This is a genomic window from Paenibacillus graminis, from assembly GCF_000758705.1.
In the GTDB taxonomy this organism is placed as follows: Bacteria; Bacillota; Bacilli; order Paenibacillales; family Paenibacillaceae; genus Paenibacillus_AQ; species Paenibacillus_AQ graminis.
The window spans coordinates 7,114,943-7,139,550 of record NZ_CP009287.1; the positions used below are offsets into that span (position 1 = coordinate 7,114,943).

At 51.0% G+C, this 24,608-nt stretch carries 21 protein-coding genes; 2 read left to right on the forward strand and 19 right to left on the reverse strand.

From position 1 onward, the window contains the following. Positions 1–117: 117 nt before the first annotated feature. Positions 118–468 carry an ArsR/SmtB family transcription factor gene (locus PGRAT_RS30810; RefSeq protein WP_025706517.1) on the reverse strand — a complete coding sequence of 117 codons (351 nt, stop codon included), beginning with the start codon at positions 466–468 and terminating at the stop codon, positions 118–120. 141 nt (positions 469–609) lie between these two features. Between PGRAT_RS30810 and PGRAT_RS30815 the strand changes: the two genes are divergently transcribed. After that, the gene (locus PGRAT_RS30815) at positions 610–2,007 is read left to right on the forward strand and encodes an MFS transporter (protein WP_025706518.1); all 1,398 of its coding nucleotides are present in this window, start codon (positions 610–612) and stop codon (positions 2,005–2,007) included. A gap of 167 nt (positions 2,008–2,174) precedes the next feature. On the opposite strand, the gene PGRAT_RS32920 is transcribed toward PGRAT_RS30815, so the two are convergent. From PGRAT_RS32920 to PGRAT_RS30855, 9 genes are all read right to left on the reverse strand, one after another. Then, positions 2,175–2,342, reverse strand: coding sequence for a CxxH/CxxC protein (locus PGRAT_RS32920; RefSeq protein ID WP_074086447.1), 168 nt, complete (start codon positions 2,340–2,342; stop codon positions 2,175–2,177). Between the two features lie 92 nt (positions 2,343–2,434). Further along, positions 2,435–4,219, reverse strand: coding sequence for a M3 family oligoendopeptidase (locus PGRAT_RS30820; protein WP_025706519.1), 1,785 nt, complete (start codon positions 4,217–4,219; stop codon positions 2,435–2,437). Positions 4,220–4,336: 117 nt separating this feature from the next. Beyond that, positions 4,337–6,136: a thiol reductant ABC exporter subunit CydC gene (cydC, locus tag PGRAT_RS30825; RefSeq protein WP_025706520.1), complete on the reverse strand. Its 1,800-nt coding sequence runs from the start codon at positions 6,134–6,136 to the stop codon at positions 4,337–4,339. Next, on the reverse strand, positions 6,133–7,896 hold the full coding sequence (cydD, locus tag PGRAT_RS30830; protein ID WP_025706521.1) for a thiol reductant ABC exporter subunit CydD: 1,764 nt from the start codon (positions 7,894–7,896) through the stop codon (positions 6,133–6,135). The genes cydC and cydD overlap by 4 nt, the downstream gene beginning before the upstream one ends. Continuing rightward, on the reverse strand, positions 7,896–8,912 hold the full coding sequence (cydB, locus tag PGRAT_RS30835) for a cytochrome d ubiquinol oxidase subunit II (protein ID WP_025706522.1): 1,017 nt from the start codon (positions 8,910–8,912) through the stop codon (positions 7,896–7,898). The genes cydD and cydB overlap by 1 nt, the downstream gene beginning before the upstream one ends. Continuing rightward, positions 8,899–10,302 carry a cytochrome ubiquinol oxidase subunit I gene (locus PGRAT_RS30840; RefSeq protein WP_025706523.1) on the reverse strand — a complete coding sequence of 468 codons (1,404 nt, stop codon included), beginning with the start codon at positions 10,300–10,302 and terminating at the stop codon, positions 8,899–8,901. Before PGRAT_RS30840 ends, cydB begins: the two co-directional genes overlap by 14 nt. Before the next feature lie 223 nt (positions 10,303–10,525). After that, on the reverse strand, positions 10,526–10,756 hold the full coding sequence (locus PGRAT_RS30845; protein ID WP_020425962.1) for a cold-shock protein: 231 nt from the start codon (positions 10,754–10,756) through the stop codon (positions 10,526–10,528). Between the two features lie 193 nt (positions 10,757–10,949). Then, positions 10,950–11,150, reverse strand: coding sequence for a cold-shock protein (locus tag PGRAT_RS30850; RefSeq protein WP_019914582.1), 201 nt, complete (start codon positions 11,148–11,150; stop codon positions 10,950–10,952). Positions 11,151–11,545: 395 nt separating this feature from the next. Further along, the gene (locus tag PGRAT_RS30855) at positions 11,546–12,790 is read right to left on the reverse strand and encodes a S1C family serine protease (RefSeq protein WP_025706524.1); all 1,245 of its coding nucleotides are present in this window, start codon (positions 12,788–12,790) and stop codon (positions 11,546–11,548) included. A gap of 377 nt (positions 12,791–13,167) precedes the next feature. Here PGRAT_RS30855 and PGRAT_RS30860 point away from each other — a divergent pair, with 377 nt between their 5' ends. Further along, entirely contained in the window at positions 13,168–13,374 is a 207-nt protein-coding gene (locus tag PGRAT_RS30860; RefSeq protein ID WP_025706525.1) for a hypothetical protein, read from the forward strand. Here the strand turns inward: PGRAT_RS30860 and PGRAT_RS30865 are convergent. The 9 genes from PGRAT_RS30865 to dnaB all read right to left on the reverse strand — a co-directional run bounded on the left by PGRAT_RS30865 (position 13,343) and on the right by dnaB (position 24,608). Continuing rightward, positions 13,343–14,149, reverse strand: a complete 807-nt coding sequence (locus PGRAT_RS30865) for an MBL fold metallo-hydrolase (protein WP_025706526.1) — start codon at positions 14,147–14,149, stop codon at positions 13,343–13,345. The genes PGRAT_RS30860 and PGRAT_RS30865 overlap by 32 nt on opposite strands. An 18-nt stretch (positions 14,150–14,167) precedes the next feature. Then, complete coding sequence (yycI, locus tag PGRAT_RS30870) at positions 14,168–14,908, reverse strand: two-component system regulatory protein YycI (protein ID WP_025706527.1); 741 nt, start codon at positions 14,906–14,908, stop codon at positions 14,168–14,170. Between the two features lie 47 nt (positions 14,909–14,955). Next, the gene (locus tag PGRAT_RS30875; protein ID WP_025706528.1) at positions 14,956–16,248 is read right to left on the reverse strand and encodes a YycH family regulatory protein; all 1,293 of its coding nucleotides are present in this window, start codon (positions 16,246–16,248) and stop codon (positions 14,956–14,958) included. Further along, entirely contained in the window at positions 16,245–18,077 is a 1,833-nt protein-coding gene (gene walK, locus PGRAT_RS30880) for a cell wall metabolism sensor histidine kinase WalK (protein WP_042267710.1), read from the reverse strand. The genes PGRAT_RS30875 and walK overlap by 4 nt, the downstream gene beginning before the upstream one ends. Beyond that, on the reverse strand, positions 18,077–18,808 hold the full coding sequence (gene yycF, locus PGRAT_RS30885; protein ID WP_020425969.1) for a response regulator YycF: 732 nt from the start codon (positions 18,806–18,808) through the stop codon (positions 18,077–18,079). The genes walK and yycF overlap by 1 nt, the downstream gene beginning before the upstream one ends. 239 nt (positions 18,809–19,047) lie before the next feature. After that, entirely contained in the window at positions 19,048–20,598 is a 1,551-nt protein-coding gene (locus PGRAT_RS30890) for a peptidoglycan DD-metalloendopeptidase family protein (RefSeq protein ID WP_025707978.1), read from the reverse strand. A 297-nt stretch (positions 20,599–20,895) separates the two neighbouring features. Next, positions 20,896–21,546, reverse strand: a complete 651-nt coding sequence (locus PGRAT_RS30895; RefSeq protein WP_025707979.1) for a hypothetical protein — start codon at positions 21,544–21,546, stop codon at positions 20,896–20,898. Positions 21,547–21,746: 200 nt separating this feature from the next. Next, a complete protein-coding gene (locus PGRAT_RS30900; protein WP_025707980.1) occupies positions 21,747–23,033 on the reverse strand; it encodes an adenylosuccinate synthase in 1,287 nt (428 codons plus the stop codon). A gap of 213 nt (positions 23,034–23,246) precedes the next feature. Further along, on the reverse strand, positions 23,247–24,608 hold the full coding sequence (gene dnaB, locus PGRAT_RS30905) for a replicative DNA helicase (protein ID WP_025707981.1): 1,362 nt from the start codon (positions 24,606–24,608) through the stop codon (positions 23,247–23,249).

Below are 24,608 nucleotides of genomic sequence, written 5' to 3' on the forward strand. Positions count from 1 at the left end.
ATGTCGAATCAGGTGGTTTTTTGTGCTATTCAAATGTTCCACGTGGAAATTCCACTCTCTCAAACTCCCGCTTGCCCGCAGCTTCCGAGAATCACGTCCGGCTTTTGAACAGCAGCCTCAGTCGCTACTCCCCTCTGCCTCCGTACCCAGTGCAGGCTGCTTATTGGCCTCATAAGCGCTCAGTACCGAATCCAGCAAGCCGGGAAAGCGGGCATTCAAGTCCTCGGTGCGCAAGGACAGCATCCGCTGCGTTCCTTGAACACGGGTATACACAACCCCCGCCTCGCGCAGTGTCCGGGCATGGTGGGACAACGTCGATTTGGCAACCGGCACGTTGAAGCAGTTGCAGGCCTGTTCACCATTGCTCTTGATATCTGAGATGATGGATAAGCGAATGGGATCACTGAGTGCATACAGCACGGAGGCAAGCTGAATATCCTTGCGTTCCGGATGAAATAGTATCTTCATGGATCAATATCCCCTTTTGTCGTACAAATGGATGCAAAAAAAATTTTGTGCTTCTAATTGCATTTTATATCAACGCATGCTATATTTCAAATGTTCGAATATAATCGAACTATAAAACATTAAAAAAGGAGTGGCCATTACATGGACTCAGTAAACACAACCTCCGCTATAGCGGAAGACGATTCTTCAGTAGAAGCCACTCTTCCCAGGGAAGGGCTGCTTACGCTTCTGTTCAGTGTTGCGGTTGTCCTCGTCATTATGAATACGGCCATGTTCAACCTGGCATTGCCCGATGTGACAGAGACATTTGGCATCTCAGCCTCCGCTGCCTCCTGGATCGTGACCGGGTATTCCATTATGTTCTCCATTGCTTCAATTACTTACAGCAGACTTTCCGATTTCCTGCCGATCCGCAGGCTGCTGACCATTGGCCTGCTGACACTTGGCCTCGCGGCAGTTGCCGGATTCTTCAGCACGAACTTTATTGTGCTGCTGATTGTACGGATTGTGCAGGCTTCCGGTGCCGGTGCCGTTATGTCGCTGTCACTTGTCCTGTTCACCCGGTATGTTCCGCTGGGCCGCCGGGGCAAGGCGATGGCGACCATTATGTCTTCTGTTTCGCTTGGTCTGGGACTTGGTCCCGTTGCGGGCGGAGCCATTACCCAGTATTTTGGCTGGAACTGGCTGTTTGCCGTTACCGCTATTATCCTGCTGCTTGTGCCGCTGTTTCTGATGCTGCTGCCGAAGGAATTGCCGAGCCGCGGCTCGTTTGACGCACTTGGAGGGGTCTTCCTGGGCATCGGCACCACCGGGCTTCTGCTGTTCCTGACCAGCGGGCTGTGGATTGCGCTGGTTGCCGGAATAGCTGCTATCTTTTTATTCGTGAGCCGTATCCGCACCATTTCTGATCCGTTTGTTATGCCGGCCCTTTTCAGGAACCGCCCGTACCTGGTACTCTCTTTGATCGGAATTACCTCCTATCTGTGCAGCTTTGCAACACTGTTCCTGCTGCCGCAGATTCTGGTTCACCGGTTCGGCTTCACCGCAAGTCATGCGGGATTCGTCATTTTTCCAGGGTCTCTGCTCGCGATCTTTGTATCCCGTTCGGTAGGACGGATCATTGACCGCTTCGGCAACGGTGGAATTCTCCGCTTTGTACCGCTGCTGGTGCTGACTGCTACCGTACTGTTTGCTCTATTCGCAGGGCATTCATGGATAGCAGTGATGTTCGTCTATATGATTATGAGTCTGGCCTTCACCACGCTGTCCAGCAGTGTATCCAATGAGATCTCCCGCGTTCTGCCTTCCTCACAAATTGGCTCAGGAATGGGATTATTTCAGCTGCTCCAGTTCTTCAGCGGTGCCTTCGGTGTCGCCATGGCTGCCAGTGCTCTGGAATGGCAGCACGGGCTATCTCTGTCTGCAGCTTACTCCAACATTTACTGGGGACTCTCCATTGCTGCCGTCATCGCCATTGTCTCCGCCTTTGTATACCGCCGGAGCAGCGGGAGCCGGATTGAGGAAATGGTTGAGGCGTAAGCTTGAACGGACATCGTTCTGGCAAGATGCAAAATACCCTGCAGCTCACTTTACAGCTGCAGGGCAAGCCTGATCAAAAGTGACCGGATACCGCAGGATGAATGATCATCCAGGCACTCGGCCCGCTTTTGAATAGTTGATTCCCATTATCCTGAAGTACGGCAGCTCTAAACTACCAGAACCTCAGCGTTCTTATCGCACTCCGCACATTTCGCTGGCGGGTCCCAATCCGAGAACTCCGTTTCTTTCAGATCCACAATATCCGGCGCATCCTCGAACTCGTCCACAAATTTGTCGATAGCCAGCTCCACATGTTCCTTACATACTACATACATCCATCAAGCATCCCTTTCTGTGCCCCTCGGGCCTATACTCCTTCTACTGTTCTACCATACTTCCGCGCAAAAAGGAACTCCCTCAGCCGAGTTTACATACTCTCCACAAATTCCTGAATGTCCTCCGCAATCAACGCCAGCGCATCGCGCCAGAACTGTGGCGAATCTACATCGATATCCATCAGTCTTGCGGCATCCGCGATGGTATTTTTGCCGGTAGCTGCCAGAAAAAACCGGTAACGTTCAGCGAAATCTCCGCCCCGTTTTTTATACTGCGCATATAGTCCCTTGGAGAACAGCAGTCCGAATGAATAGGGAAAGTTCAAAAATTCATTGCCTGCCATATAATATCCGGCTTTACTGATCCACTGGTAAGGATGAATAGTCGCAGGGTCTACGCTGCCGCCATATGCGGCTACCATCGATTCATGCATCAGGTCATTCAGTTCCCGGGCGGACAGAGGACCGGATGGTCTTCGTTCATACAGCCGGCTCTCGAATAAATAGCGGGCATAGAAATCCACAATGTAATAACCTGCGTCGGACAAGCTTCTTTCCCAAATGGCCAGGGCCTCACTCTCGGCTGCCATGTTCAGCAGTTCCTCATGAATGAGGCTTTCGCAAAAAATCGACGCCGTCTCGGCAACCGGTACCGGATAGTCCGTATTCACCATAGTCTCACCAGCAAGGCAGCTGCTGTGATAGGCATGCCCGATCTCGTGAGCCAGCACACTTACATCTATATAATTCCCGTTGAAGCTGGTGATGATCCGGCTCTCGCCCACCGGAAAGATATCAACGCACATGCCAAAATTACCCTTGTCCGCCCTCGGTTCGGCATCAATCCAGCGCTGCCGGAATACTTTGCGGGCAAATTCGCCCAGCTCCGGGCTGAATGCGCTGAAGCCGGAGACGATCACATCCCTCGCTTCCGGGTAAGTGATTTTAGTTGAATTTTCTTCAGCTAACGGGGCAAAAACATCATAAAACGGCAGCGGTCCGTAATGGCCGAGCAGCGTTGCTTTTTTCATATAATATTGATGGAAAAACGGCAGACTCACCTCTATGGCTTCCAACATCACTTCAAGCGTCTTCCGGTTCATTCTGGATGCCTTCAGCACTTTATGCAGCGGTGATGCATACCCTCTCAGCTCATAGACCGCAAGCGCTTCTCCGCTTACGGAATTCAGACAGGCGGCACTCTGCTCCTCCACACTCCGGCATGCTTTGTACTCAGCTTCATAGGCAGCCTTTCTCAGCAATGCGTCTCCGTCATAGGCCAAATTCCGCAGTTCAGCTAACGACAAGCTCCGGGCTTGTCCACCGATTTGGACGTCCATTCGAAGCATGGACAGTGTCCGCATATACAGCCTCTCCCAGGCTTTGGAACCTGTGCTCTGCATGCGGGCAATAACCGCTTCCGCCTCTTCGCCAAGCAAATGCTCTGACTGCTGCTGCAGCCCGTGCAGATAGAACTCATGCCGGACAAGATATGCGGACGAAGCGATAACCGCCTTCAGATCTGTCATCCCTGCCAGCCATTTGCTAAAGCTTGCATGAGACTCCCCCGCTGCAGCTGCGGCGTCTTCCAGCTCATCCATCTGGTTCATCGCTTCCGCATCGTTTCGGTCCAGGCTGAACCGTAGCTCCGCATAGCTGAATAGGCAAAGGTAGACACTTCTGTAGGCATTATATTGTTTTAAAAATTGCTCGATCGCTTGTGCTGAGTCCCTTTCGTTCTGAATTCGGTTCTGAAGGTGTCCCGTCACCCACTGGTTTAGATGCTCCGCATATTCTGCCAGCAGCTTTCGGTCCTGCCGGTATTTCTCCGACTGAAAAGACGGGTACAGGCTGTCCAGCTCCCACGTTAATTCCATATTTTCTGATCTCTCCTCATCTGAGACACCGGGAAGAACAAGAGAGATGCTCAGTGTAAAAGGCCCCCTCCACCCAAACGAGGTAGAAGGAGCCTCTTCAAAATGCACAGTATTATTCTACATCCCTGCCTGCTTCGCAAGGAACTCCGCCGGGCGGTCCAGCTCATACAGTCTGCGGTAACGGGATTCACTTGCCAGCAGCTCCGCATGAGTGCCGCGCATCTCCACGGTTCCATTTTCCATGAAAATCACTTCGTCCATCTGCTCCGCACCTACCAGATGATGCGTTACCCAGATCAGCGTCTTATCCGCCATTGCGGCGAACATCGTTGCCAGCAGCTCGCGCTCTGTGCGCGGATCAAGGCCGACGGTAGGCTCATCCAGAACTACGGCTGGAGTATTCTGCAGCAGTATGCGGGCCAGGGCGATCCGCTGGCGCTCCCCGCCGGAGAAACGTTGTCCGGCCTCACGCACCGATGTATCGTAACCTTCCGGCAGCGAGGAGATCAGATCATCCAATTGAGCAAGCTTTCCAGCTTGCTTAACCTCTTCATCGGAAGCATCCGGCTTGCCCAGCCGGATATTGTTAGCAACTGTTGTGTCGAACAGATGCGGGCTCTGGTTAAGGACAGCGATCAGCTTCGGAATATTCTCTCCATAGGCGGAAGCATCGATGCCATTAATCACAGCAGACCCTACAGAAGGGGGAATCACTCCCTGGATCACCTTCAACAGCGTGGACTTGCCCGCTCCGCTGCGGCCGATAATGGCAATCTTCCGTCCCTGCGGGATATCAAGCGTCAGATCCTGAATAGACCAGTCGTCCCCCGAAGCGTAGCGGTATCCTGTGTTTTTCAGCTGGATATGCGCTTGCCGGGTCTCCTGGATCTTCCCGGCAGCAGCCTTTGCAAGAGCTGCAGTCTCCGCATTTTCCGCTGCTGCCCCGGCTCCCGGCATGGCCTCTTTCGCTTCTTCCACACCATTCAGCCGCTCCAGCGAATTGCGGTACTGTGGAATCTTCTCTATCGCCTCCGAGACCGGAAGGAAGGCATCTGCCACCGGGAACACCACCAGAACGAACGCTGCAATCAGCGTTCCGGCAATGGCACCGCTCTGATACTCTCCAGCGGCCCAGTAGATGACCGATAAGACTGCAATCCCTACAACGGCCTGCCCGATAAACATCCGGGCGCGCGCCCATCTGCGGAGGGCTCCGTCTGTGCGGGCGACCACTCTCTCATCCGCTTCATAAGTGGCCACGAACTGGCTCTGCCGTCCGCTGATGACCCAATCGCCCATACCCAACACGGCGTCAGTCAGCTTCTGGTAGAGCCGGTTGCGCTCCTGCTTCACCATCCGCTGCCGTGATTGTGTCAGCAGCAGGGAGACCAGCGGGAGGACAACTACAAGCACCAGCATATACAGTCCCATCAGCAGCGCAAAAGCCACATCGAACGTGCCCAGCGAAATGATGGCGGCAGCATAGATCAAGAGTGCGATAATACTTGGAAATACAGTACGCAGGTACACATTCTGCAAATATTCAATATCGTCAGCGAGCATACCCAGAATATCCCCGGTACGGAAGCGAGAAGACAGGAACAGTGCCTGCGGTTCGAGAATATTGTACAGCCGGATACGCATCTTCGAGAGAATCCGAAGAATCGTATCATGCGAGACAAGCCGTTCCACATAGTGGATCACCGCCCGGCTGGTCCCGAAGGTGCGCACGCCAACGATCGGTACATAGATCATCAGGATATTTTCCGGCGGGATGGAAGCTTTGGAAATCAGGAATCCCGAGGTGTACATCAGGGAAGAGGCTGAGAAAATAGTCAGCGCACCCAAGGCAATAATCAGCAGAAACCGCCAGAAATAAGAATTGAAATAGGGAGCAAACCATCCTTCACGTTTCAATGGATTCCCTCCAATTGACTTTGAATAAGCTCATAATAGGCACCCTTACGGGCTGTAAGCTCTTGGTGTGTACCAACCTCAGCCACTTGACCCTGCTGCATGACGACAATGAGATCCATGTCAAGCATCCAGTGCAGCCGGTGGGTAGCCAGGAATACCAGCTTGCCCTCAAACAGCGGCAGCATCGTTTCCTTTAGCTCGTACTCCGTCTCGATATCCAAATGAGCGGTCGGCTCATCCAGCAGCATGACCGGACGGCTGTTCAGCAGGGCGCGGGCCAGCGCTACACGCTGCTCCTGCCCGCCGCTGAGGGAACGCCCGCCGCCGCCAATCATTTCGTCCAATCCGCCCGGAAGTGAAGCTACCAGCTTGGATAAGCCTGCAGCGGCGACCACTCCAGCAACCGCTTCATTTGTCGCTTCAGGGTAATAAAAGCGCACATTATCCGCAAGCGTACCGCTGAAAATATAAGGGCGCTGCGGAATATAAGAGGTCTGCTGGCGCCATTCCTCATCTGTAAGCGCGGTGACCCTGTTGCCGTTCACCTCAATCGTGCCGGATGTAGGATGCAGGAACCCGCCCAGAATATCCACCAGCGTGGACTTCCCGGCACCACTCTCACCGATGATTCCAATTTTGGCATTTCCTCTAAACTCCAGATCCACACCGGAGAGTGAGGGAATTCCGCCTGCTTCATATTTCACGCCCACCTGATGAAGTGCAAGCATGCTATCCTTCTGCCAGGTGAATACAGCAGTTTTGGCTGTATCTGTTCCTGAAGCTGTAACTCCAGCAACATTCAGCAGCTCGGCCTCCACCGTCTTCCGGTCGATAATACTCTTCATGGCTTCTCCTGCTTCCTTGCCGTCAAGTGTAGCATGGAAGTCAGCACCCACCAGCCGGACCGGCAGAAAATATTCCGGGGCCAGGATCAGAATCGTCAGTCCGGTGACCAGGGTCATCTGTTCATTGACCAATCGGAGCCCCAGGCTTACGGCTACCGAAGCCACAGACAGCATCGTGAAGAAGTCCATAGCAAACGAAGATAGAAATGCCACGCGCAGCGTACGCATGGTTGCCGAGCGGTAGCGGTCACTGACCGCGGCAATGCTCTCGCTGTGGCTGCGGCTGCGGCCAAGGAACTTCAGCGTTTCCAGACCGCGCAGCGAATCCACAAAATGATTGGACAGAGTGCGATACGATTTTAACTGACGGTCCATCTGCTTGCGGGCCGTCATCCCGATTAGAATCATAAAGACAATAATGATCGGCATTGTCAAGGTAAGAATAACACCGCTTGATGTATCCTGAGTGTAGACATACACCAGCAGCAGCGCCGGTGTAACCGCCATCCCCACCATCCGGGGAATAATCAGCTCCAGATAGGTCCGGAACTTGGTTACTCCTTCAAGCACAAGCGTGACCAGATCGCCGGTTCCCCGGTTGCCTGCCAGCCTTGGCCCCAGCTGGAACAGCTTGTCCATCATTTGTCTTCTCATGCTGCTGCCGGTTGCTTCCGCGAAGCGGTATGATACACGGCTCATCAGCATGGCGCTGGCATGGCGCACCAGAAACGCAAGAAGGAACAAGAGCAGTTTCGCCCCTTGTTCCTTCAGCGGTTCTCCCGCAAACAGCGCAGAGACCCCTTCTGCAAGAGATTTAGCCAGCAGAAGAATGGACAGGCTTTGCACCAGGGTAAGGAAGCCGACGATCAGAAAGACCGGCTTAACTCCTTTGTACCCAAGCAAATTTTTATCCATTAGTATTCAAGATGCTCCTTCTCGTGAACCCGTTTATGGAAGACGAAATAGCTCCAGATCTGATAACCCAGCACGAACGGCAGCAGCGACAGCGCCACAATCGTCATCACCTTCAGCGAATAATGGCCGGAAGCCGCATTCGTAATTGTCAGGTTAAAGGCTTGATCCAGCGAGCTGATCATGACCCGCGGGAACAGTCCGACAAAGATAGAAACCACCGACAGAGCCATGACTGCACCAGTCATTCCGAAGGCCAGCCCGTCTCTCTTCTTGCTCATGAAGTAGCCGGACAGCACGTAAGCAGCAATGCCAAGAATAACAATGACAAGCAGCAGCGCTCCGCGTTGTTCAAATACATCCGTCATATAATACGTCATAACCACAAAAGCGAGCAGCAGCGCGGCCAGCGGGAACAACAGCTTCTGCGCCATCTTACGCGCGCGTTCCTGCAAATCACCAACTGTACGCAGTGTAGTGAACATCAGCCCATGAACAAGGCAGAGCAGCACTACAGTAATTCCGGCCACTACCGTATAGACATTCACAATATCAAAGAATCCGGCATACATCTGCATATCGCCGTCGATTGGCAGCCCTTTGATGAAGCTGGCGAACACTACAGCAAGCAGGAACGGCGGCAGGAAGCTGCCTAAGAAAATGCAGACATCCCAGGTTTTCTGCCAGGCCAGCGAGTCTCTTTTGCCCCTGAATTCAAAGGCCACACCACGGGCAATCAGCGCCAGCAGCGCGAATACAAAAGGAATATAGAATCCGCTGAAAAGCGTGGCATACCAGTGCGGAAAGGCAGCAAACATCGCCCCGGCGCCTGTAATCAGCCATACTTCATTAGCATCCCAGAACGGCCCGATCGAATTAATCAGCACCCGGCGCTCCGTATCATTCTTGGCCAGAATCTGGGTTTCCATCCCTACTCCGAAGTCAAAGCCTTCAAGAAAGAAGAAACCGACAAACAGCACAGCAATCAGTACAAACCACAATTCATTAAGAGAAAGCATGGGATCCCTCCTTGTTATACGGATCATGGGATTCGCCGTGATCGTTATCCATGGCGTAAGGACCTTTTTTGATCACCTTGATGAACAAGCCAACCAGTACTAAACCAAGGATGGCATAGATTGCTGTAAAAGAAATTACCGAGAACAGTACCTGTCCGCTCGTAATATTAGGAGATACACTATCCTCTGTAGTCATTAATCCAAATACCGTCCATGGCTGACGCCCCATCTCTGTCATAATCCAGCCTGACGTATTGGCAATCGGCGGAAGCAGCAGACCCCAGAACATAAAGCGCATGAACCAGGTATTCGGACGTTCCATCTTCTTGCGCCACATCAGGTAGATGGCATATACCCCCAGCACAATCATCAGCGATCCTGCCGCAACCATGATCCGGAAACTCCAGAACGTCGTGCGGACCGGTGGAATATAGTCACCAGGACCGTATGCTTGTTCATATTCAGCCTGCAGCGTGTTCATGCCTTTAACAGATCCCGAAAACTTACTGTAGGAGAGAAAGCTCAGCATATATGGAATTTTCACTTCATGGGTACTTATTTTATTATCAGGGTCAATTTTTGCAATAACCGTCCAACCTGCCGGGTCACCGCTGTCGTCCCACAGTCCTTCGGAAGCAGCCATCTTCATCGGTTGAGTCTCAACCAGATACTGTGCCTGGGCATGACCCGCAATGGCTACGCCAAATGAAGAAATGATGCCGACAATGGCAGCAATCTCAAACGATTTGCGGAAAAAGGAAACATCCTGTTTCTTCAGCAATTTATAAGCACTGATGCCGGTAACCAGGAAAGCACCTGTAGCGTAAGCGGCAAGAACCGTGTGCGGAAACTCGACCAGCAATTGTCCGTTCGTAACGAGTGCCCAAATATCATTCATTTCCGCCCGTCCATTATTGACAGCAAAGCCTACCGGATGCTGCATAAACGAGTTAGCCAGCAGAATCCAGAAAGCCGACAGCATGGTTCCGAGCGCCACCAGCCAGATGGAGAGCAGGTGAACGCGTTTGGATACCTTATCCCAGCCAAAAATCCAGATTCCAATAAACGTGGACTCCAAAAAGAATGCAAGCAGCGCTTCAATCGCCAGTGGAGCCCCAAAGACATCACCGACAAAACGGGAGTAGTCCGACCAGTTCATCCCGAACTGAAACTCCTGCAATATTCCTGTCACTACGCCCACAGCGAAGTTAATCAGGAAAAGCTTTCCCCAGAACTGCGCCATTCTTTTGTACTCATCATTGCCTTTTCTGACATACATCGTCTCCATGATTGCAATCAAGAGCGCGAGTCCAATTGATACCGGTACAAAGAAATAATGAAAAATTGTCGTCGACGCAAATTGTATACGCGACAGCATCACTGTATCCATATTTCTCCCCTTCCTTCTTCCCATTCGATATGTCTATTCTGTCAAAAATTCAAAGGGTAAAGTGTGATATTTATCACATTATACACCCTATTTGGGCTTAGAATTCAATAAATTTGTGACAAATATCACAATATTACCTCCAGAAAGCAAAAAAAATAAGACGGTTTAACCGTCTTGGATGTATTCATTATTCTATTGATGTCTTGACTCATAAAGGCATTGGTCAGGTAATGGAAATACCCTTCTTCAGCGATTTCAGATCGCCATTGGAATTGAGCAGCTGTGGCAGCATCTTCATACTGCGCTCCATTGGGGAGTGACAGAGACGGCAAGAAGGCGCATGTTCAAATGCGAAATTATCCCTCATCCATCCATTACATCCATCGTTGGTACAGGCCCAAATTGCGGTATTTTCCTCCGGCACTTCCTCCAAAGGTTTCTTCCGGTAGTTCATTGCCGTTCCTCCCTTCCTTTATGTCACAAGTTGAGAATCCAGACAAGTAGAAACGACATTGCCGTCCCTGATAATAAGGACGGCAACCGTTTCACGAGTAATATAAGGACCGTTATTGCATGAAGCCTATCATTCCTTATATTTTAAAAAAAGACCGTCCCAACTCTTACAAGCGGGACGGCATCTTCTATTATTACAGTTTTACAACGTTTTCGGCTTGTGGTCCACGGTTGCCTTGAACAACGTTGAATTCAACGCGTTGGCCTTCGTCCAAAGTTTTGAAGCCGTCGCCAGTAATAGCGCTGAAGTGAACGAATACGTCGCTTCCGCCTTCAACTTCGATGAAACCGAATCCTTTTTCTGCGTTGAACCATTTAACTGTACCTGTTTGCATGTGTGTTACCTCCACAAATTTAAATTAATATGTTCTTTTTATCTTCAAACAAAGAAAAAATTCACACATTGAAAAAGGTTGTACTCCATTTGACAGCCCTTTTCAATACGAGAATTAGGTATCAATTGTATGATTAAGTTTATGTTACCACACCTCAATAACAAAGGCAAGCTGTCATATCCGAATATCTCCGTTTTTTCACTTATTAGGTTAACTTTCCAATGTAAGGGCTGCCAGTGTGCTGAATACATTTAATTTTTAACCTTTACAGTATCATTTACCCCATATTCACCACTTAGAAACGGGTGCCGTCCTTAAATAAATAAAGTGATAAGAACGGCCTAACCGCTTCCTTCATGTGACTGCTTTTTTATTATATACTGCCCGAACAGCTTTTATTCCTCCGGCTTCTCAAGAAGTTTCACCGTGACCTGCTTCACTTCTCCATTGCGGTAAAAGGTGATCTTGAGATCATCTCCGATCTTGGTGTGATCATAGAGATACTTGCGCAAGGAGAGCGTGGAGGTAATGGACTGGTTATCAAATTTCGTGATTACATCATTGAACTGTAAACCGGCAACCTTCGCTGGTCCAACCGCATCCAGTACAACGACTCCGTCCTTTACACTGGTCGGCAGGTTCAACTCTTTGCGTTGATCCTCCGCCAGCGGCACATAAGGATTGTTCAGATCAACTGAATAGACGCCTAGGTAAGAGCGGGCAATTTTGCCTTTGGCTGCCAGTTCATCCGCCGTTTCCATCACATGGTTGGCCGGAATTGCGAAACCAAGCCCTTCCACACCAGTGTCAGAAATCTTCATAGTATTAATACCGATCACCTTGCCATTCAGATCAACCAGCGCACCTCCGCTGTTGCCTTCGTTAATCGCGGCGTCAGTCTGAATAACCTCCTGCTCCCAGTCATATACGCCATCCTGGTTCAAGGATACAGGAATCGTCCGTTCCGTATAGCTGACGATTCCTGAGGTCAGCGTATCTCCCAGCCCCAGGGGGTTGCCGATGGCAATGACGGTCTCTCCCAGCCGGAGTTTGGAAGAATCCCCAATCTGGGCAACCGTATTAATGCCTTCCGCATCGATGGAGAGCACTGCAATATCGCTGACTTTATCCGCTCCGATAAGGGTTGCCTTGCGGGTCTCCCCGTCAACCGTTACCACTTCCAGCTTGCCGGCGCCTTCAATCACATGGTTGTTCGTAATGATAAATGCCTTGCCGTCGTCCTTCTTATAGATAACTCCCGACCCGAGTGCTGATTCATCGAGAATATTAAGTTCCTTGTTATCTTCCTTATGATTAATAATACTTACTACCGCAGGGCGTACAAGAGCGGCAGCCTGAATAATCCGGTCATAGGGATCACCGCTGCTTGCAGCAACCTTGCCGATTACCGCCGGTGATTCGGCTTTTTCATGGGTCAGCTGTCCTGTCACCAGACTGAACAGAAGCACCGCCGTCACTGCACTGGCTACAGAACAGATCATCGCTACCTGCCATGTTGCCAGACCTCTCCGCGACCTGCGCGGCCATTTGTGCCCGCCTGATCCGCTTGAGGCTTCATGCATTTTGCTTCTGCGCCGTGATACTTTTGTGGAATAGAAATCATCATCAAACAGTCCCACCGTTACATCCTCTCCCCTCTATTGCTACTGCATTCAAGACCTGAACGCCAAGCAACCACGCCCGAGTTAACCTCATCTTCTCTTAGACTCCAGGAAGCGCTAAAAGGTTTCAGCTTATTTATTAACCATATAAGTACAGGGGCAGAGCACACATCTGTCTTTCGACTCTTGCAACCTAGCGATTTGGTATTACTGTTTTTCAGGAATATTTTGCAGCCTAAAAGACTATAATAATAGAAGCGAGGAAGCTGAATACCTATCTCATTCTTACTATTTGATTGTATCACACACAGATGTCGTACCGTATTTTTTCTGATGTAAAATCCATGTAAATTATTTCATGCTTTGATCCGTTTCCAGCTTAAGGAGGAGTACTAATGGAATCTTTTTCGACCAGTATGGATCTGGTGCAATTTATCGGCAAGCTGGGCGATCTTAAGGATGAGCACTATCATCTAATTCTTGTCCAGAGCGCCATCATCGAGCTGATGATTGACAAGGGCTTCTTCTCACGCCAGGAGCTGGAACGCAAGATTACGGAAATGGATCAGCTTATGACTGGCTCACCTTATCCCATGGCGTAGGCCGGTCGTAGTAGGTATCGCATAGCCTGAACTCGCTGTCTTTGAAAAAACAGCCCCGGTCTTCCATCGCTCCGCGCACAGACATTTTGGCCAAGTCCATCATATTGTGGTCCCGGCTCAGGTGTGCCAGATACGTGCGTTTGGTCCGTCCTGTAAGGATTTCACTCAGCGCCGCGCCAGCCGCCTCATTGGACAGATGGCCCAGATCGCCGAGAATCCGCCGCTTCGTGTTCCAGGGATAACGTCCCATTCGCAGCATTTCGATATCATGATTGGCTTCAAGCACAAGGACATCGGCATCGGAGATCGCCGTACGAACTTTGTCGCTGACATATCCCAAATCTGTCGCCACACACAATTTCTCTTTGCCATCGTAAAAGTTATACCCTACCGGCTCAGCCGCATCATGCGAGATCGCGAACGACTCTACCCGCAGACTGCCAAAATCCCTATACTGCCCTGTCTCCAGAACAACCCGGTTCTGCTCGGCAATATTGCCGATCCCCTTCTCAATCGCCCCCCAGGTGTTCGTGTTGGCATAGATCGGAAGATCATATTTGCGCGCCATCGCCCCAAGTCCCTTAATATGATCCGAATGCTCATGCGTAACCAGAATGCCATCGATATCCTGTCCGGTCAGCTCACGAATGGCCAGCAGCTCATCAATCCGCTTTGCGCTGAGCCCCGCGTCGATCATTAGCGTCGTTTCACCATTGCGCACCACCGTCACGTTCCCGGTAGAACCGCTGGACAGCACTGTAAATGATATACCCATTTCTCTCCCCTGCTCCTTCTACTCTTTTGTCTTGGGACTGATAATGTCCGCACTTATGGCATCTACGTAGTAAGCACTGCCATTCTCCAGCATGAACCGCCACATTGGCGAAGCTACCTGGCTCTCGGAATTGAACAGTTCGCCGTAATATCCGAGCTCAATCTCCTTCACCACTGCATTTTCCGGAAAATATTTTTCAATCAGACTACTGAGCGCCTGGGATGCCGGAAGCACCTTCTGCACATTATCACTGCTGCTGGCCCCAATCTCAATCTTCGGCCAGCGGTAGGCTATTATTTTTTGATCACTGTTAATCAGCTCCAGCTTAACCCTGAACAACGACCACTTCTTGTCCACCAGCGGATGAAGCACGAATTTGCCGACCTCGCTTTCCTGTGAATCGAAGCGGTAATTGGCGATGTCCGGGATCTGTCCCTGCAGTGCAGTGCTAAGCTCAGTGAATGAGGAATAGATAAGCTTGCTGTCTACCGGCTCCTTAAGCTCAACTGGCGGTTCGTTCTGCTCCTCACCAGAGTAACGGTACGTAATGTCCGGCAGCTGCGGTGTGGCGGCCGGAATTGGACACAGAACCCGGATATCTTTCTGTTCCATGACAGCTTGCGTGTCCTGGGACAAGGAGGTGAAATCAAGGTTGGCGCTGGCCTGATCCCGCAGATCAATCCAGAGCTGGTAGCATAGCAGCAGATTTAGCACCAGAAAGGCGTATATCAGCACATTTTTTGCTCTTCCCCAGTCCATACCCGGTCCTCCTCAAAATTGGTGTAACTTATATAGGTTCAGAACTCCTAATTCAGCGTGAGCACCGAGCCGTCTTTAAGCGTGACCCGCCATACCGGAATCAGCCGAAGCTTCTCTCCCTGTTCCTCCGGGACATAGGCTGGAGTAAGGTCCTTCACCACTGAAGCCTGGCTGAGCTGCGTCAACTGATTCTCCAGCCTTTCACCAAACGACAGATCCACAATCCGCTTAACCGCTTTGCTCTCATCTACAAACATCAGAGAACGCTCATAGGAAGATACGGTCCCCTGCTGCAGCTCCAGATTAATTACCCCATACTGCAGCTGAGGCTGGCTGATAATCGGATATGAGCCATAAGGTGAAGAGCCGTAGAATTGCTGAAAAGAGACTTTGCGCTCCTGCCTGCCTTCTTCCGTTGCCGCCAGCCGGTAGGTTCCATTCCAGCCCCCGTGCTCATTGACAAAATCAACGGCCTCCAGAGCATCCTTGGCCGGTGTACTCTCTCCGGCTGGAAGCGCAGCCGGATCGCTGTAGCTCATCCAGTTCTGCTCTTGGTCCACCTGAAGACTGCGCTTACTGTCCGTATAAATCTCGGAGCCGTCTTTTTCCGGAATATATCGGGTGCTTCCAGCATCAAAAAAAAGATTGCTCTGCATCTGCTGAATCGTATACATTCCCAGCGGCATTTCAACTTCAACCATGGATACCTTCGCTGCCGGCACATAATAGTCGCCGTTCACGGCCTTGTAATTCGTCAGGTCCCTGCCGAAGTCCACATGCTGCTGCACATCCTGCACTGTGAGATCAGCCTTGGCCGCTTCATACACGATATCGCCCCGGGTACTGAAGAAGACAGCATGCGCTTTGGAATCATTTTTGATATTGTAAATCCAGATCCGGTCAATACTCTCCCCTTCAAACAGCGAATCCGGCGACAGCTGCATTACACGCTGCAGCAGGGTTACGGGAATGCCTGCACCGAACGACAGCTCGATGCCCGGATTCTCATTCCGGATCTTGTTCCAGTCGAAGTCCTGCACCGACCGCCGTTGGAAACTTTCAAAACCCCGGCCTTTCAGGCGGTTGAGGATAAGATTATAAAAGGTAGTATTAGGATAGAAGAGGGTATGCTTGCCCTGACCCATATGAATAATCATTTTGTCGGGGTAGAGCAGGTTCTCTACCTTTTCCTCCGGCCCCATATTGTCAGTCTTTACATACAAATTCTCTGACATAACCGCAGAATCACTGCCCGGGAGCCGGTAAATCAGATAATAGCTCTCTACAAGACTTCCAAATACGAGCAGCGCAAGAATCCAGGATTTTACTTTTTCTTTCATGGCGCACTCCCCCCTTCCTGCTTCAAAGGCAAGGTAAAGGTGACAAGTGAGCCCTCATTCAATTCGGATTGCAGCGATATGGAGCCCCCATGCGCTTTGACAATTTCCCGGGCAATGGACAGTCCGAGGCCCGTGCCCCCCATATTGCGGGAGCGGGCTTTGTCCACCCGGTAAAAACGCTCAAAGATCCGTTCGATATCCTTCTTGGGAATTCCTATGCCAGAATCCCTGACTGTGATCGCCAGCATTCCCTCTTCATTCTTCAGGGCCTCCAATTGAATCATCCCGCCTTCCGGCGTATACTTCAGCGCATTGGAAACGAGATTGCCCAGTACCTGATCAATTTGATCCCGGTCAAGCCAGGCACTGGCCACATCGTCGCGGACTCTGGTACTGATATGAATACGCTTCTGGCGGATTTGAAAAGAAAAGCGGTCGGCCACATCCTCCAGCATTTCGGAGATGTCCGTCTGCTGAATGCGCAGGCTGGATTCCTTCGAATCCAGGCGTGAGAGATGCAGCAGATCCGTTACAAGACGGATCATGCGCTCTGTCTCATTGCGGATGACGCCAACGAACCGCACAGCAAGCTGCGGATCTTCAAGTGCGCCGTCATCCAGGGCTTCGGCATAGCTTTTGATGGTCGTCAGCGGCGTCCGCAGCTCATGAGACACATTCGCCACGAACTCGCGGCGGGACTCTTCCAGATTCTCCTGCTCTGTAACATCCTGCAGAACCGCAATCGTCCCCGCAATCCCTCCGCCTTCCCGTCGGTGAATCGGCGTGAAGGTAACCCGCACAATGTTGGGATCTTCCCCGCCCATTGGTGAGAGATGAAGCATTGCTGACTGGGCATTGCCCTGGGCAAGCGATCCGGATTGCTCATGATCCAGACCCAGCAGCTCATCCAAGGGGGCGCCTTCGGGAAGCGGACCTTCTGAACCCAGCATATGTGCTGCCCGGGTATTCATCAGGATAACTCCGCCGCTCTCGTCAGTGGCAACCACGCCGTCACTCATATTGGCAAGGATGGAGGCCAGCTTCTCCTTCTCCTCTTCATTCTGGGATAGAGCTTCCCGCAGTCTGCCTGTCATATAATTAAAGGCCTGGCTTAGCTGGCCAATCTCGTCATTGCCGAACACCGGCATCTTGCGGTTATAACGCCCTTCGGCCACGGCGGTAGCGTGCCGGGTCATTTCCTTGATCGGATGGGTGATCGTATGCGCCAGAATAACACCAAGCACGGCGGTCAGCGCCAGCGCCAGCAGCAGCCCGGAGAGAAATACACTGTTGATCCGGCTGATGGTGGCATACAGATCCTTCATATCGGCAGCAATATAAATGGCCCCTACAACCTTGTCACCGGAAAGCACCGGCTTGGCGACCACCTTCTTGCGCACATTATCATCCGCAATAATATATTCCTCGTTGTCACTGATTCCCTGCAGGGCGCGGCTGACTACCGTCTGGGTATTGCGCTGGCCCACATAATCATTCTGCGAAGGCACTGAAGTGGTAATAATCTTGCCGCTTGCATCCAGCACCTGAATTTCGGCGCCATTGATATACAGATTGTTGACCATTCCGCGCAGACTCTCCACAGCCGTCTCTTCATCTGCCGTTCCGGCTTCGCTGCCGAACTTATCGGCGGTCAGAATGGACAGCATCTCCGCCCGCGCCTTCAGATCCTTGGTGAAATTATCGGTTAGTGAATTCTTCATCGAGCTGACAAAATACACACCGATCAGCTGCATGGCGATCAGAATCAGCAGCACATAAATAATAATAAGCTTCGCCTGTATCGTCCGGAAAAAGGACAGTCCCTTCATCACAACCCTCCGCTTTTGGGGCTATGCATCAAATAACCAAGTCCGCGCCGGGTAAAAATATACTCCGGTTTGCTGGGATTCTCCTCAATTTTCTCTCTCAGACGGCGAATCGTTACATCGACGGTCCGCACATCGCCGAAATACTCGAAGCCCCATACGGCCTGCAGCAAATGCTCCCGGGTCATCACCTTGCCGGCGTGGCGAATCATATAATAGAGCAGCTCATATTCGCGGTGCGTCAGATCGAGCGGTTCGCCTTCCTTGTAAACCATATACATATCGGTGTCCACAAAAAGGCCGAAATGGTGTATCCCCTGCTTGCTTTCCAGCGGTTCACTGAGAGCCTCCGAGGGAGCCGGCTTATGCTGGCGCCGCATTTGCGCTTTCACTCTGGCCAGCAGCTCCCGCGTGCTGAACGGCTTGGTCACATAATCATCTGCCCCAAGCTCCAGTCCCAGTACCTTGTCAATCTCCCCGTCTTTGGCGGTAAGCATAATAATCGGGATATCCAGATGCGCTGAACGCACCTCACGGCAGACATCCATGCCGTCCTTGCCGGGAAGCATGAGATCGAGCAGCATCAGGTCCGGCCGTTTGGACAATGCCAGCTCAACTGCACTGTTGCCGTCAAAGGCACAGATGACCTCATAGCCCTCTTTTTCCAAATTGAATTTCAATATATCAGCAATAGGCTGTTCATCGTCTACTACCAGAATCGTCCCCATCTGCATATGCTCCGCTTCACCTTTCTAACCATACTTATCATTGATTCTCCTATTTTAACATACCTGTCCTAGCGTCACATCCTACGATGCACATTCCTGTCATTCCAGCTTCACCGTCCTTTAATAAGACAGTACCGTTTCAGCGAGAAATATAAGGATGACTTGTGGCGTGAAACCTATAAATCCGCTATATTTTAAAAAAACCGCCCGAAATTATTCGGACGGTCCTGAGCTTAGGATATGAATTATTGCAGATACTTCATTGGATTGATCGCTGTACCATTTTTGCGGATTTCAAAATGCAGATGCGTTCCGGTTGAACGTCCGGTGCTGCCCATGATTCCGATTGGTGCCCCCTGATCAAGCCTTTGTCCCTGGGAGACTGAAATTCTGCTAAGATGCCCATAATACGTGATATAACCGTTATGATGATCCACAATAACTACGTTGCCGTACCCGTTCTGAACACCAGCGAAGCTGACCGTTCCGGCATCGGCTGCTTGGATTGTACGGTTGCCGGATACCAGATCGACGCCCTTATGTACGCGGCCCCAACGTTCGCCATAGCTGCTGGAAATTGTCGCCCCGCTAACCGGCCAGGCGAACATCCCTGTACCTTCTCCGACCACCTTCGTTCCCCGGTACACTACTTCCGGCAGTGATGCTTTCATCACAGTCTGTCCCAGCCATTCTTCCTTGACGACCTGTCCATTTTCTTTGGTCAAGCGGTATTGCATGGTTTTGAGACCGGTCTGTCCGGGACGGACCACTTTACTCTTGCCGGCGGTGAGCTGATCGCTCGTGCGGACAATCACTTCCGGCTCGGTAACCACCTGTTCCGCCACCTGCTCTACGGTAACAACCGTAAGGGCGGGCTGCGGTACCGTCAGTTGCAGAGTATCACCAATTTGCAGTGTCAATTCTTTAACCGTAGGATTGTTCTTGAATATCTCAGCCTGTGTCGTATCATACAGTTTGGCGATTCCCGAAATCGTATCGCCTTCCTGGACCGTATACGTCAACGGCTCTTCTTTACCCTCTGTAAGCGCCTTGACCGCTTCGTCTACACTTAAAACCTTGTTCGGATCGGCTTTGACCGGCACAATGGACACTTGCTCACGGATCGCAGCCGACTCTACGGTGTCACTGCCTGTGTTCGATGCCTTGGCTGAACTTGTAGCAGCCGTTTTCTTAAGCCGGGACCCTGCGGAGGCTTCGGCTTGCGGCAGATAATGCTCCTTTACACCTTTTAATACCGCTGCTGCAGTCTCCTGATCCTTCACGGTGCCAAGCACTTCGCCGTCTACCGTTAGTTGGACGCCTACAGCATAAGCCTTGAGCATACCGTCCAGCTTATCCAGTGTTTTACCGCTGTCAATCTGGGGTTTAAAAGCCTTTTCCGCTTCTGTTGTAATCCCGTCCGTTTGCAGCACCATTACCGATTCAGGATATTTCACCTGGTACTCCTGCCGTTTCTGTTCAAACAGCTGATCGAGCTCGGCCTCCCGGCTAATCCTGCCGATTTCTTCGCCCTTTACCAAAACCTTGTAGTAGGTTACCGTATTGGCGGTCACATATCTTTTCTCGGCTCCAACCAGAAAGGCACCCAGCAGCACGAGACCCGCAGAAGCTGCAATCCAGGAGCGCCGTAATCTCCGGGGTTTGTTTTCTTGATGAAAGACATCAGTATCGCTGCCGGCATCGCTGCCCTGTTGATTTGCTGCACCGGGTTCTACGGAACGCGCGTCCTCGTTTCGCAGCTTCCCCACCTGGCGCATGAACTTAAATCCCTTCATGAAACTCTCCCTTTCAGTCCGCCCATCCGCATTGCAAAGAGCGGCCAAGCATTGTTATACGTCCCCTTTTATATATGCTGGAGCATCTATTTTCTATTTGCGTTAGTGTGAATTGGTCAAGTTGTCCGGTACCCAAAAAGGTTACAAAAAATTAACCCCTTATAGTCCTTTTTTACTGTACCACAGCCGGGAGAAAAATTTCAACTTTACACACACGACAAAACCCGCCAATTTCGCGGGTTTTTTCCAAAAGTATGACGTTTAAACAGCGTAGCCGTGTCCAAAAAGTGACAATTTTTAATTTTGCGAAGGGTCATCCATTTCCGGTGTAAGCATTTTCATTAGGGCGTCATATTCTTCTTTATCTACGTATTTTGCTATGACCTGCTGCAGATCCTTGACTTCACTCTCCGTCAGGCCATCCTCCATTGCCTTGGATATTTTTTGCATTTCCTCCTGCGGCAGCTTCGCCATTAAGATGTTGAAAATATTGGCTTTTTCATCGGCAGGCAGATTATTCTTCAAGTCCTTCATTGCCTCCGGTGTCATCACTAATTTCTGATCGAGAGCACTTCCGCTCTGCTCCTCATTAATGGACATTTCCCCCATCACAGGCAGAGCATCCTTAGGGGCATCCTCCTCCCCGGCTTTCTCACCGCTGCCGCTTCTGCCATCTGCACCATCTGCTCCGTTTGTATTCTTCTCCTGATCATTAGGCGCTGCAGTTTTCTGCTTCTCTGCTGTGTCCGGGACAGCCTTTGAGTTCATTCCTGTCAGACTCCTCACAAACCCGCCGATACCAGGCTCTGGGCCATCCAGCTTGATATCAAAGCTTGCCAGTACGGATTGAATATAGGTATTGACAACAAAGGCTGTGGTCAGAATGGACAGCGTACTCGCCAGCACCATAATCAGACAGACGGCAAGCCCGCGTTTTACAATTTTCATCTTCATCTCTCCCTTACTTCTTCAGTTCATAGCCAATCTCCGGAAAATCAGTCCTTGGTTCCTATTCTTCCAGTATTGACTAGAACTGAGGCTGGGAAACGTCTGGCGGATAAAGAGACTACCTGGCCTGCACCACGCAGGGCGCACAAAAAAAGGAGCCTCAACTGAGGCCCCTCAAAGGGTAAAACTAATATTCAAGCCTAGATATAGATCGGCAGAACTTGATTAGTCTGCTCACGGTTGCGGCCTACAGAGAAAATCGAGATCGGAATACCTGTGAGCTCTGATACCCGTTCAACATATTTCCGTGTATTTGCCGGCAGGTCTTCCAGCGTCTTCGCCGAAGTAATATCCTCGCTCCAGCCTGGAAGCTCTTCATAGACAGCTTCGCATTCCGCCAGCATTTTTAGAGAGGCCGGATAATGGGTAATCACTTCTCCGCGGTATTTATAGCCCGTGCAGATCTTAACAGTTTCCAGGCCGCTAAGAACATCCAGCGAGTTCAGGGATAAGCCGGTAATTCCGCTGACACGGCGGGCATGGCGCACCACTACGCTGTCAAACCAGCCTACGCGGCGGGCGCGTCCGGTGACTGTACCGTACTCATGACCGGTCTCACGAATATAGTCACCGATGGAATCATTCAGTTCCGTAGGGAAAGGACCATCGCCTACACGGGTAGTATACGACTTGGCAACACCAATAACCTGTTGAATCTTGGACGGACCTACACCGGAACCGATGCAGACACCGCCTGCGGACGGATTGGATGAAGTCACGAACGGATAAGTTCCCTGGTCGATGTCAAGCATTACGCCTTGCGCGCCTTCGAACAACACTCTGGAGTCGGCATCAATCGCCTCATTCAGCACGACAGAAGTATCCGTAACATAGCTGCGGAGAACTTCTGCATATTCCAGATATTTGGTCAGAATTTCTTCGACATCCAGCGCTTCCGCTCCGTATACTTGAGTGATTACCTGGTTCTTTTCTTCCATTAGGTGGCGCAGTCTCAGCTCGAATTCCTCCGCATCCATCAGATCGGCAATACGGATGCCGTTACGGGCGGCCTTATCCATGTAAGCCGGGCCAATCCCTTTGCGGGTAGTCCCGATCTTGTTAGGGCCTTTACGGTCTTCTTCCAGTGCATCCAGCAGCATATGATATGGCATGATGACATGGGCACGGTCACTGATCACCAGATTCTTGGTGTCAAAGCCGTTCTCATGAATATAATTAATTTCTTGAATCAGAGCCTCAGGGTTGATAACCATTCCGTTGCCGATGACACAAGTTTTCTCTTTGTAAAATACGCCTGATGGAATCAAGCTCAGCTTGAATTTCTTCCCGTCAATCAGAATCGTGTGACCGGCATTGTTACCCCCTTGATACCGGGCGACCACATCTGCACTTTCTGCCAGAAAATCCGTGATCTTGCCTTTGCCTTCGTCTCCCCATTGTGTTCCCACGACGACTACCGTTGACATGTTCATTCCTCCGTAGGTGCTCGCTTTAGCACCATTATTTTTCATAATATGGGCTCTGTACGTTGTTCTTATGTACGCAACCCTCCGGACGCCCAGCGGTTTAACCCGCTAAAGCACAATAACCAGTGTAACAGCGGGACTTTTTAAAGTCAAATAAAAACGAACGATCCCACAAGAAAATGTGTGATCGTTCGGATATTGTTCGAAAACTGCCTAACCTGCAAATGGTTCGTTATGGGCACGCTCGTAGTTGACGAACTTGTTGAAATTTTTCAGGAACACAAGCTCTACGGTGCCTACGGGACCATTACGCTGTTTGGCAATAATAATTTCGATGATATTTTTCTTTTCGGTATCCTGGTTATAATAATCATCACGGTATAAGAAGGCCACAATGTCGGCATCCTGCTCGATCGAACCGGATTCACGAAGGTCACTCATCATCGGACGTTTATCCTGACGCTGCTCTACACCACGGCTGAGCTGGGACAGGGCAATAACCGGAACATCGAGCTCACGGGCAATCTGCTTCAAGGTACGGGAGATTTCCGATACTTCCTGCTGGCGGTTCTCCCCGGCCTTTCCGCGCCCTTGAATGAGCTGCAAATAGTCGATGACGATCATACCGAGGCCCTTTTCCTTCTTCAGTCTGCGGCATTTGGCCCGGATATCCGTAACCGTAACACCGGGAGTGTCATCAATATAGATTTCCGCTTCCGACAACGACTGAATGCCCATCGTCAGCTTCGACCAGTCATCATCACTTTTAAAGTCACCAGTACGCATAATATTGGCATCCAGATTGGCTTCGGCACAAATCATACGCTGAACCAGCTGCGGCGCCGACATTTCCAGGCTAAAGATAGCTACAGTCTCTTTGGCCCGCACCGCTACATTCTGGGCAATATTCAGCGCAAACGCTGTTTTACCTACGGAAGGACGGGCAGCCACAATAATCAGGTCATTGCGCTGAAAGCCGTTGGTCATATGATCGAGATCCACGAAGCCGGTAGGAATTCCTGAAGTGCCGCCCTTATTCTGATGAAGCAATTCTACACGGTCAAACACCTGCATGAGTACATCACGGATTGCAATAAACCCGCTGCCGCTGCGCCGGTTGGAGATTTCCAGAATCCGCCGCTCGGCATCACTAAGCATATTGGCTACATCTTCTCCGCCGGTATAACCCTCACTGACAATTTGCGTAGCTGTACGGATGAGCCGGCGCAGCATCGCCTTTTCTTCAATGATTTGGGCATAATAATCGACGTTGGCTGCAGTCGGCACCGCATGCGCCAGCTTCGCCAGATAGCTCACTCCGCCGATATCCTCAAGCTGTCCCTTGTCCTGCAGTCTGGACGTCAGTGTAACCAGGTCAATCGGCTGGCTCTCTTCTCCGAGCTGCACCATCGCTTCAAATATCATCTGATGCGGTTTATCGTAGAAGTCTTCGGTATTCACCCGCTCCATCGCCGTAATCAGCGCTTCGTCCTGCAGGAGCACAGCACCGATTACGGCCTGCTCCGCCTCCAGGTTCTGCGGGGGAATCCGATCGAAAAAGAGATCTCCACCCAT

What these genes read in the sequence shown, in the direction of transcription:
- PGRAT_RS30810 (WP_025706517.1), bottom strand. Translation starts at nt 468, where the DNA reads ATGAAGATACTATTTCATCCGGAACGCAAGGATATTCAGCTTGCCTCC.
- PGRAT_RS30815 (WP_025706518.1), top strand. Translation starts at nt 610, where the DNA reads ATGGACTCAGTAAACACAACCTCCGCTATAGCGGAAGACGATTCTTCA.
- PGRAT_RS32920 (WP_074086447.1), bottom strand. Translation starts at nt 2,342, where the DNA reads ATGTATGTAGTATGTAAGGAACATGTGGAGCTGGCTATCGACAAATTT.
- PGRAT_RS30820 (WP_025706519.1), bottom strand. Translation starts at nt 4,219, where the DNA reads ATGGAATTAACGTGGGAGCTGGACAGCCTGTACCCGTCTTTTCAGTCG.
- cydD (WP_025706521.1), bottom strand. Translation starts at nt 7,896, where the DNA reads ATGGATAAAAATTTGCTTGGGTACAAAGGAGTTAAGCCGGTCTTTCTG.
- cydB (WP_025706522.1), bottom strand. Translation starts at nt 8,912, where the DNA reads ATGCTTTCTCTTAATGAATTGTGGTTTGTACTGATTGCTGTGCTGTTT.
- PGRAT_RS30840 (WP_025706523.1), bottom strand. Translation starts at nt 10,302, where the DNA reads ATGGATACAGTGATGCTGTCGCGTATACAATTTGCGTCGACGACAATT.
- PGRAT_RS30845 (WP_020425962.1), bottom strand. Translation starts at nt 10,756, where the DNA reads ATGAACTACCGGAAGAAACCTTTGGAGGAAGTGCCGGAGGAAAATACC.
- PGRAT_RS30850 (WP_019914582.1), bottom strand. Translation starts at nt 11,150, where the DNA reads ATGCAAACAGGTACAGTTAAATGGTTCAACGCAGAAAAAGGATTCGGT.
- PGRAT_RS30860 (WP_025706525.1), top strand. Translation starts at nt 13,168, where the DNA reads ATGGAATCTTTTTCGACCAGTATGGATCTGGTGCAATTTATCGGCAAG.
- PGRAT_RS30865 (WP_025706526.1), bottom strand. Translation starts at nt 14,149, where the DNA reads ATGGGTATATCATTTACAGTGCTGTCCAGCGGTTCTACCGGGAACGTG.
- yycI (WP_025706527.1), bottom strand. Translation starts at nt 14,908, where the DNA reads ATGGACTGGGGAAGAGCAAAAAATGTGCTGATATACGCCTTTCTGGTG.
- PGRAT_RS30875 (WP_025706528.1), bottom strand. Translation starts at nt 16,248, where the DNA reads ATGAAAGAAAAAGTAAAATCCTGGATTCTTGCGCTGCTCGTATTTGGA.
- walK (WP_042267710.1), bottom strand. Translation starts at nt 18,077, where the DNA reads ATGAAGGGACTGTCCTTTTTCCGGACGATACAGGCGAAGCTTATTATT.
- yycF (WP_020425969.1), bottom strand. Translation starts at nt 18,808, where the DNA reads ATGCAGATGGGGACGATTCTGGTAGTAGACGATGAACAGCCTATTGCT.
- PGRAT_RS30890 (WP_025707978.1), bottom strand. Translation starts at nt 20,598, where the DNA reads ATGAAGGGATTTAAGTTCATGCGCCAGGTGGGGAAGCTGCGAAACGAG.
- PGRAT_RS30895 (WP_025707979.1), bottom strand. Translation starts at nt 21,546, where the DNA reads ATGAAAATTGTAAAACGCGGGCTTGCCGTCTGTCTGATTATGGTGCTG.
- PGRAT_RS30900 (WP_025707980.1), bottom strand. Translation starts at nt 23,033, where the DNA reads ATGTCAACGGTAGTCGTCGTGGGAACACAATGGGGAGACGAAGGCAAA.
- dnaB (WP_025707981.1), bottom strand. Translation starts at nt 24,608, where the DNA reads ATGGGTGGAGATCTCTTTTTCGATCGGATTCCCCCGCAGAACCTGGAG.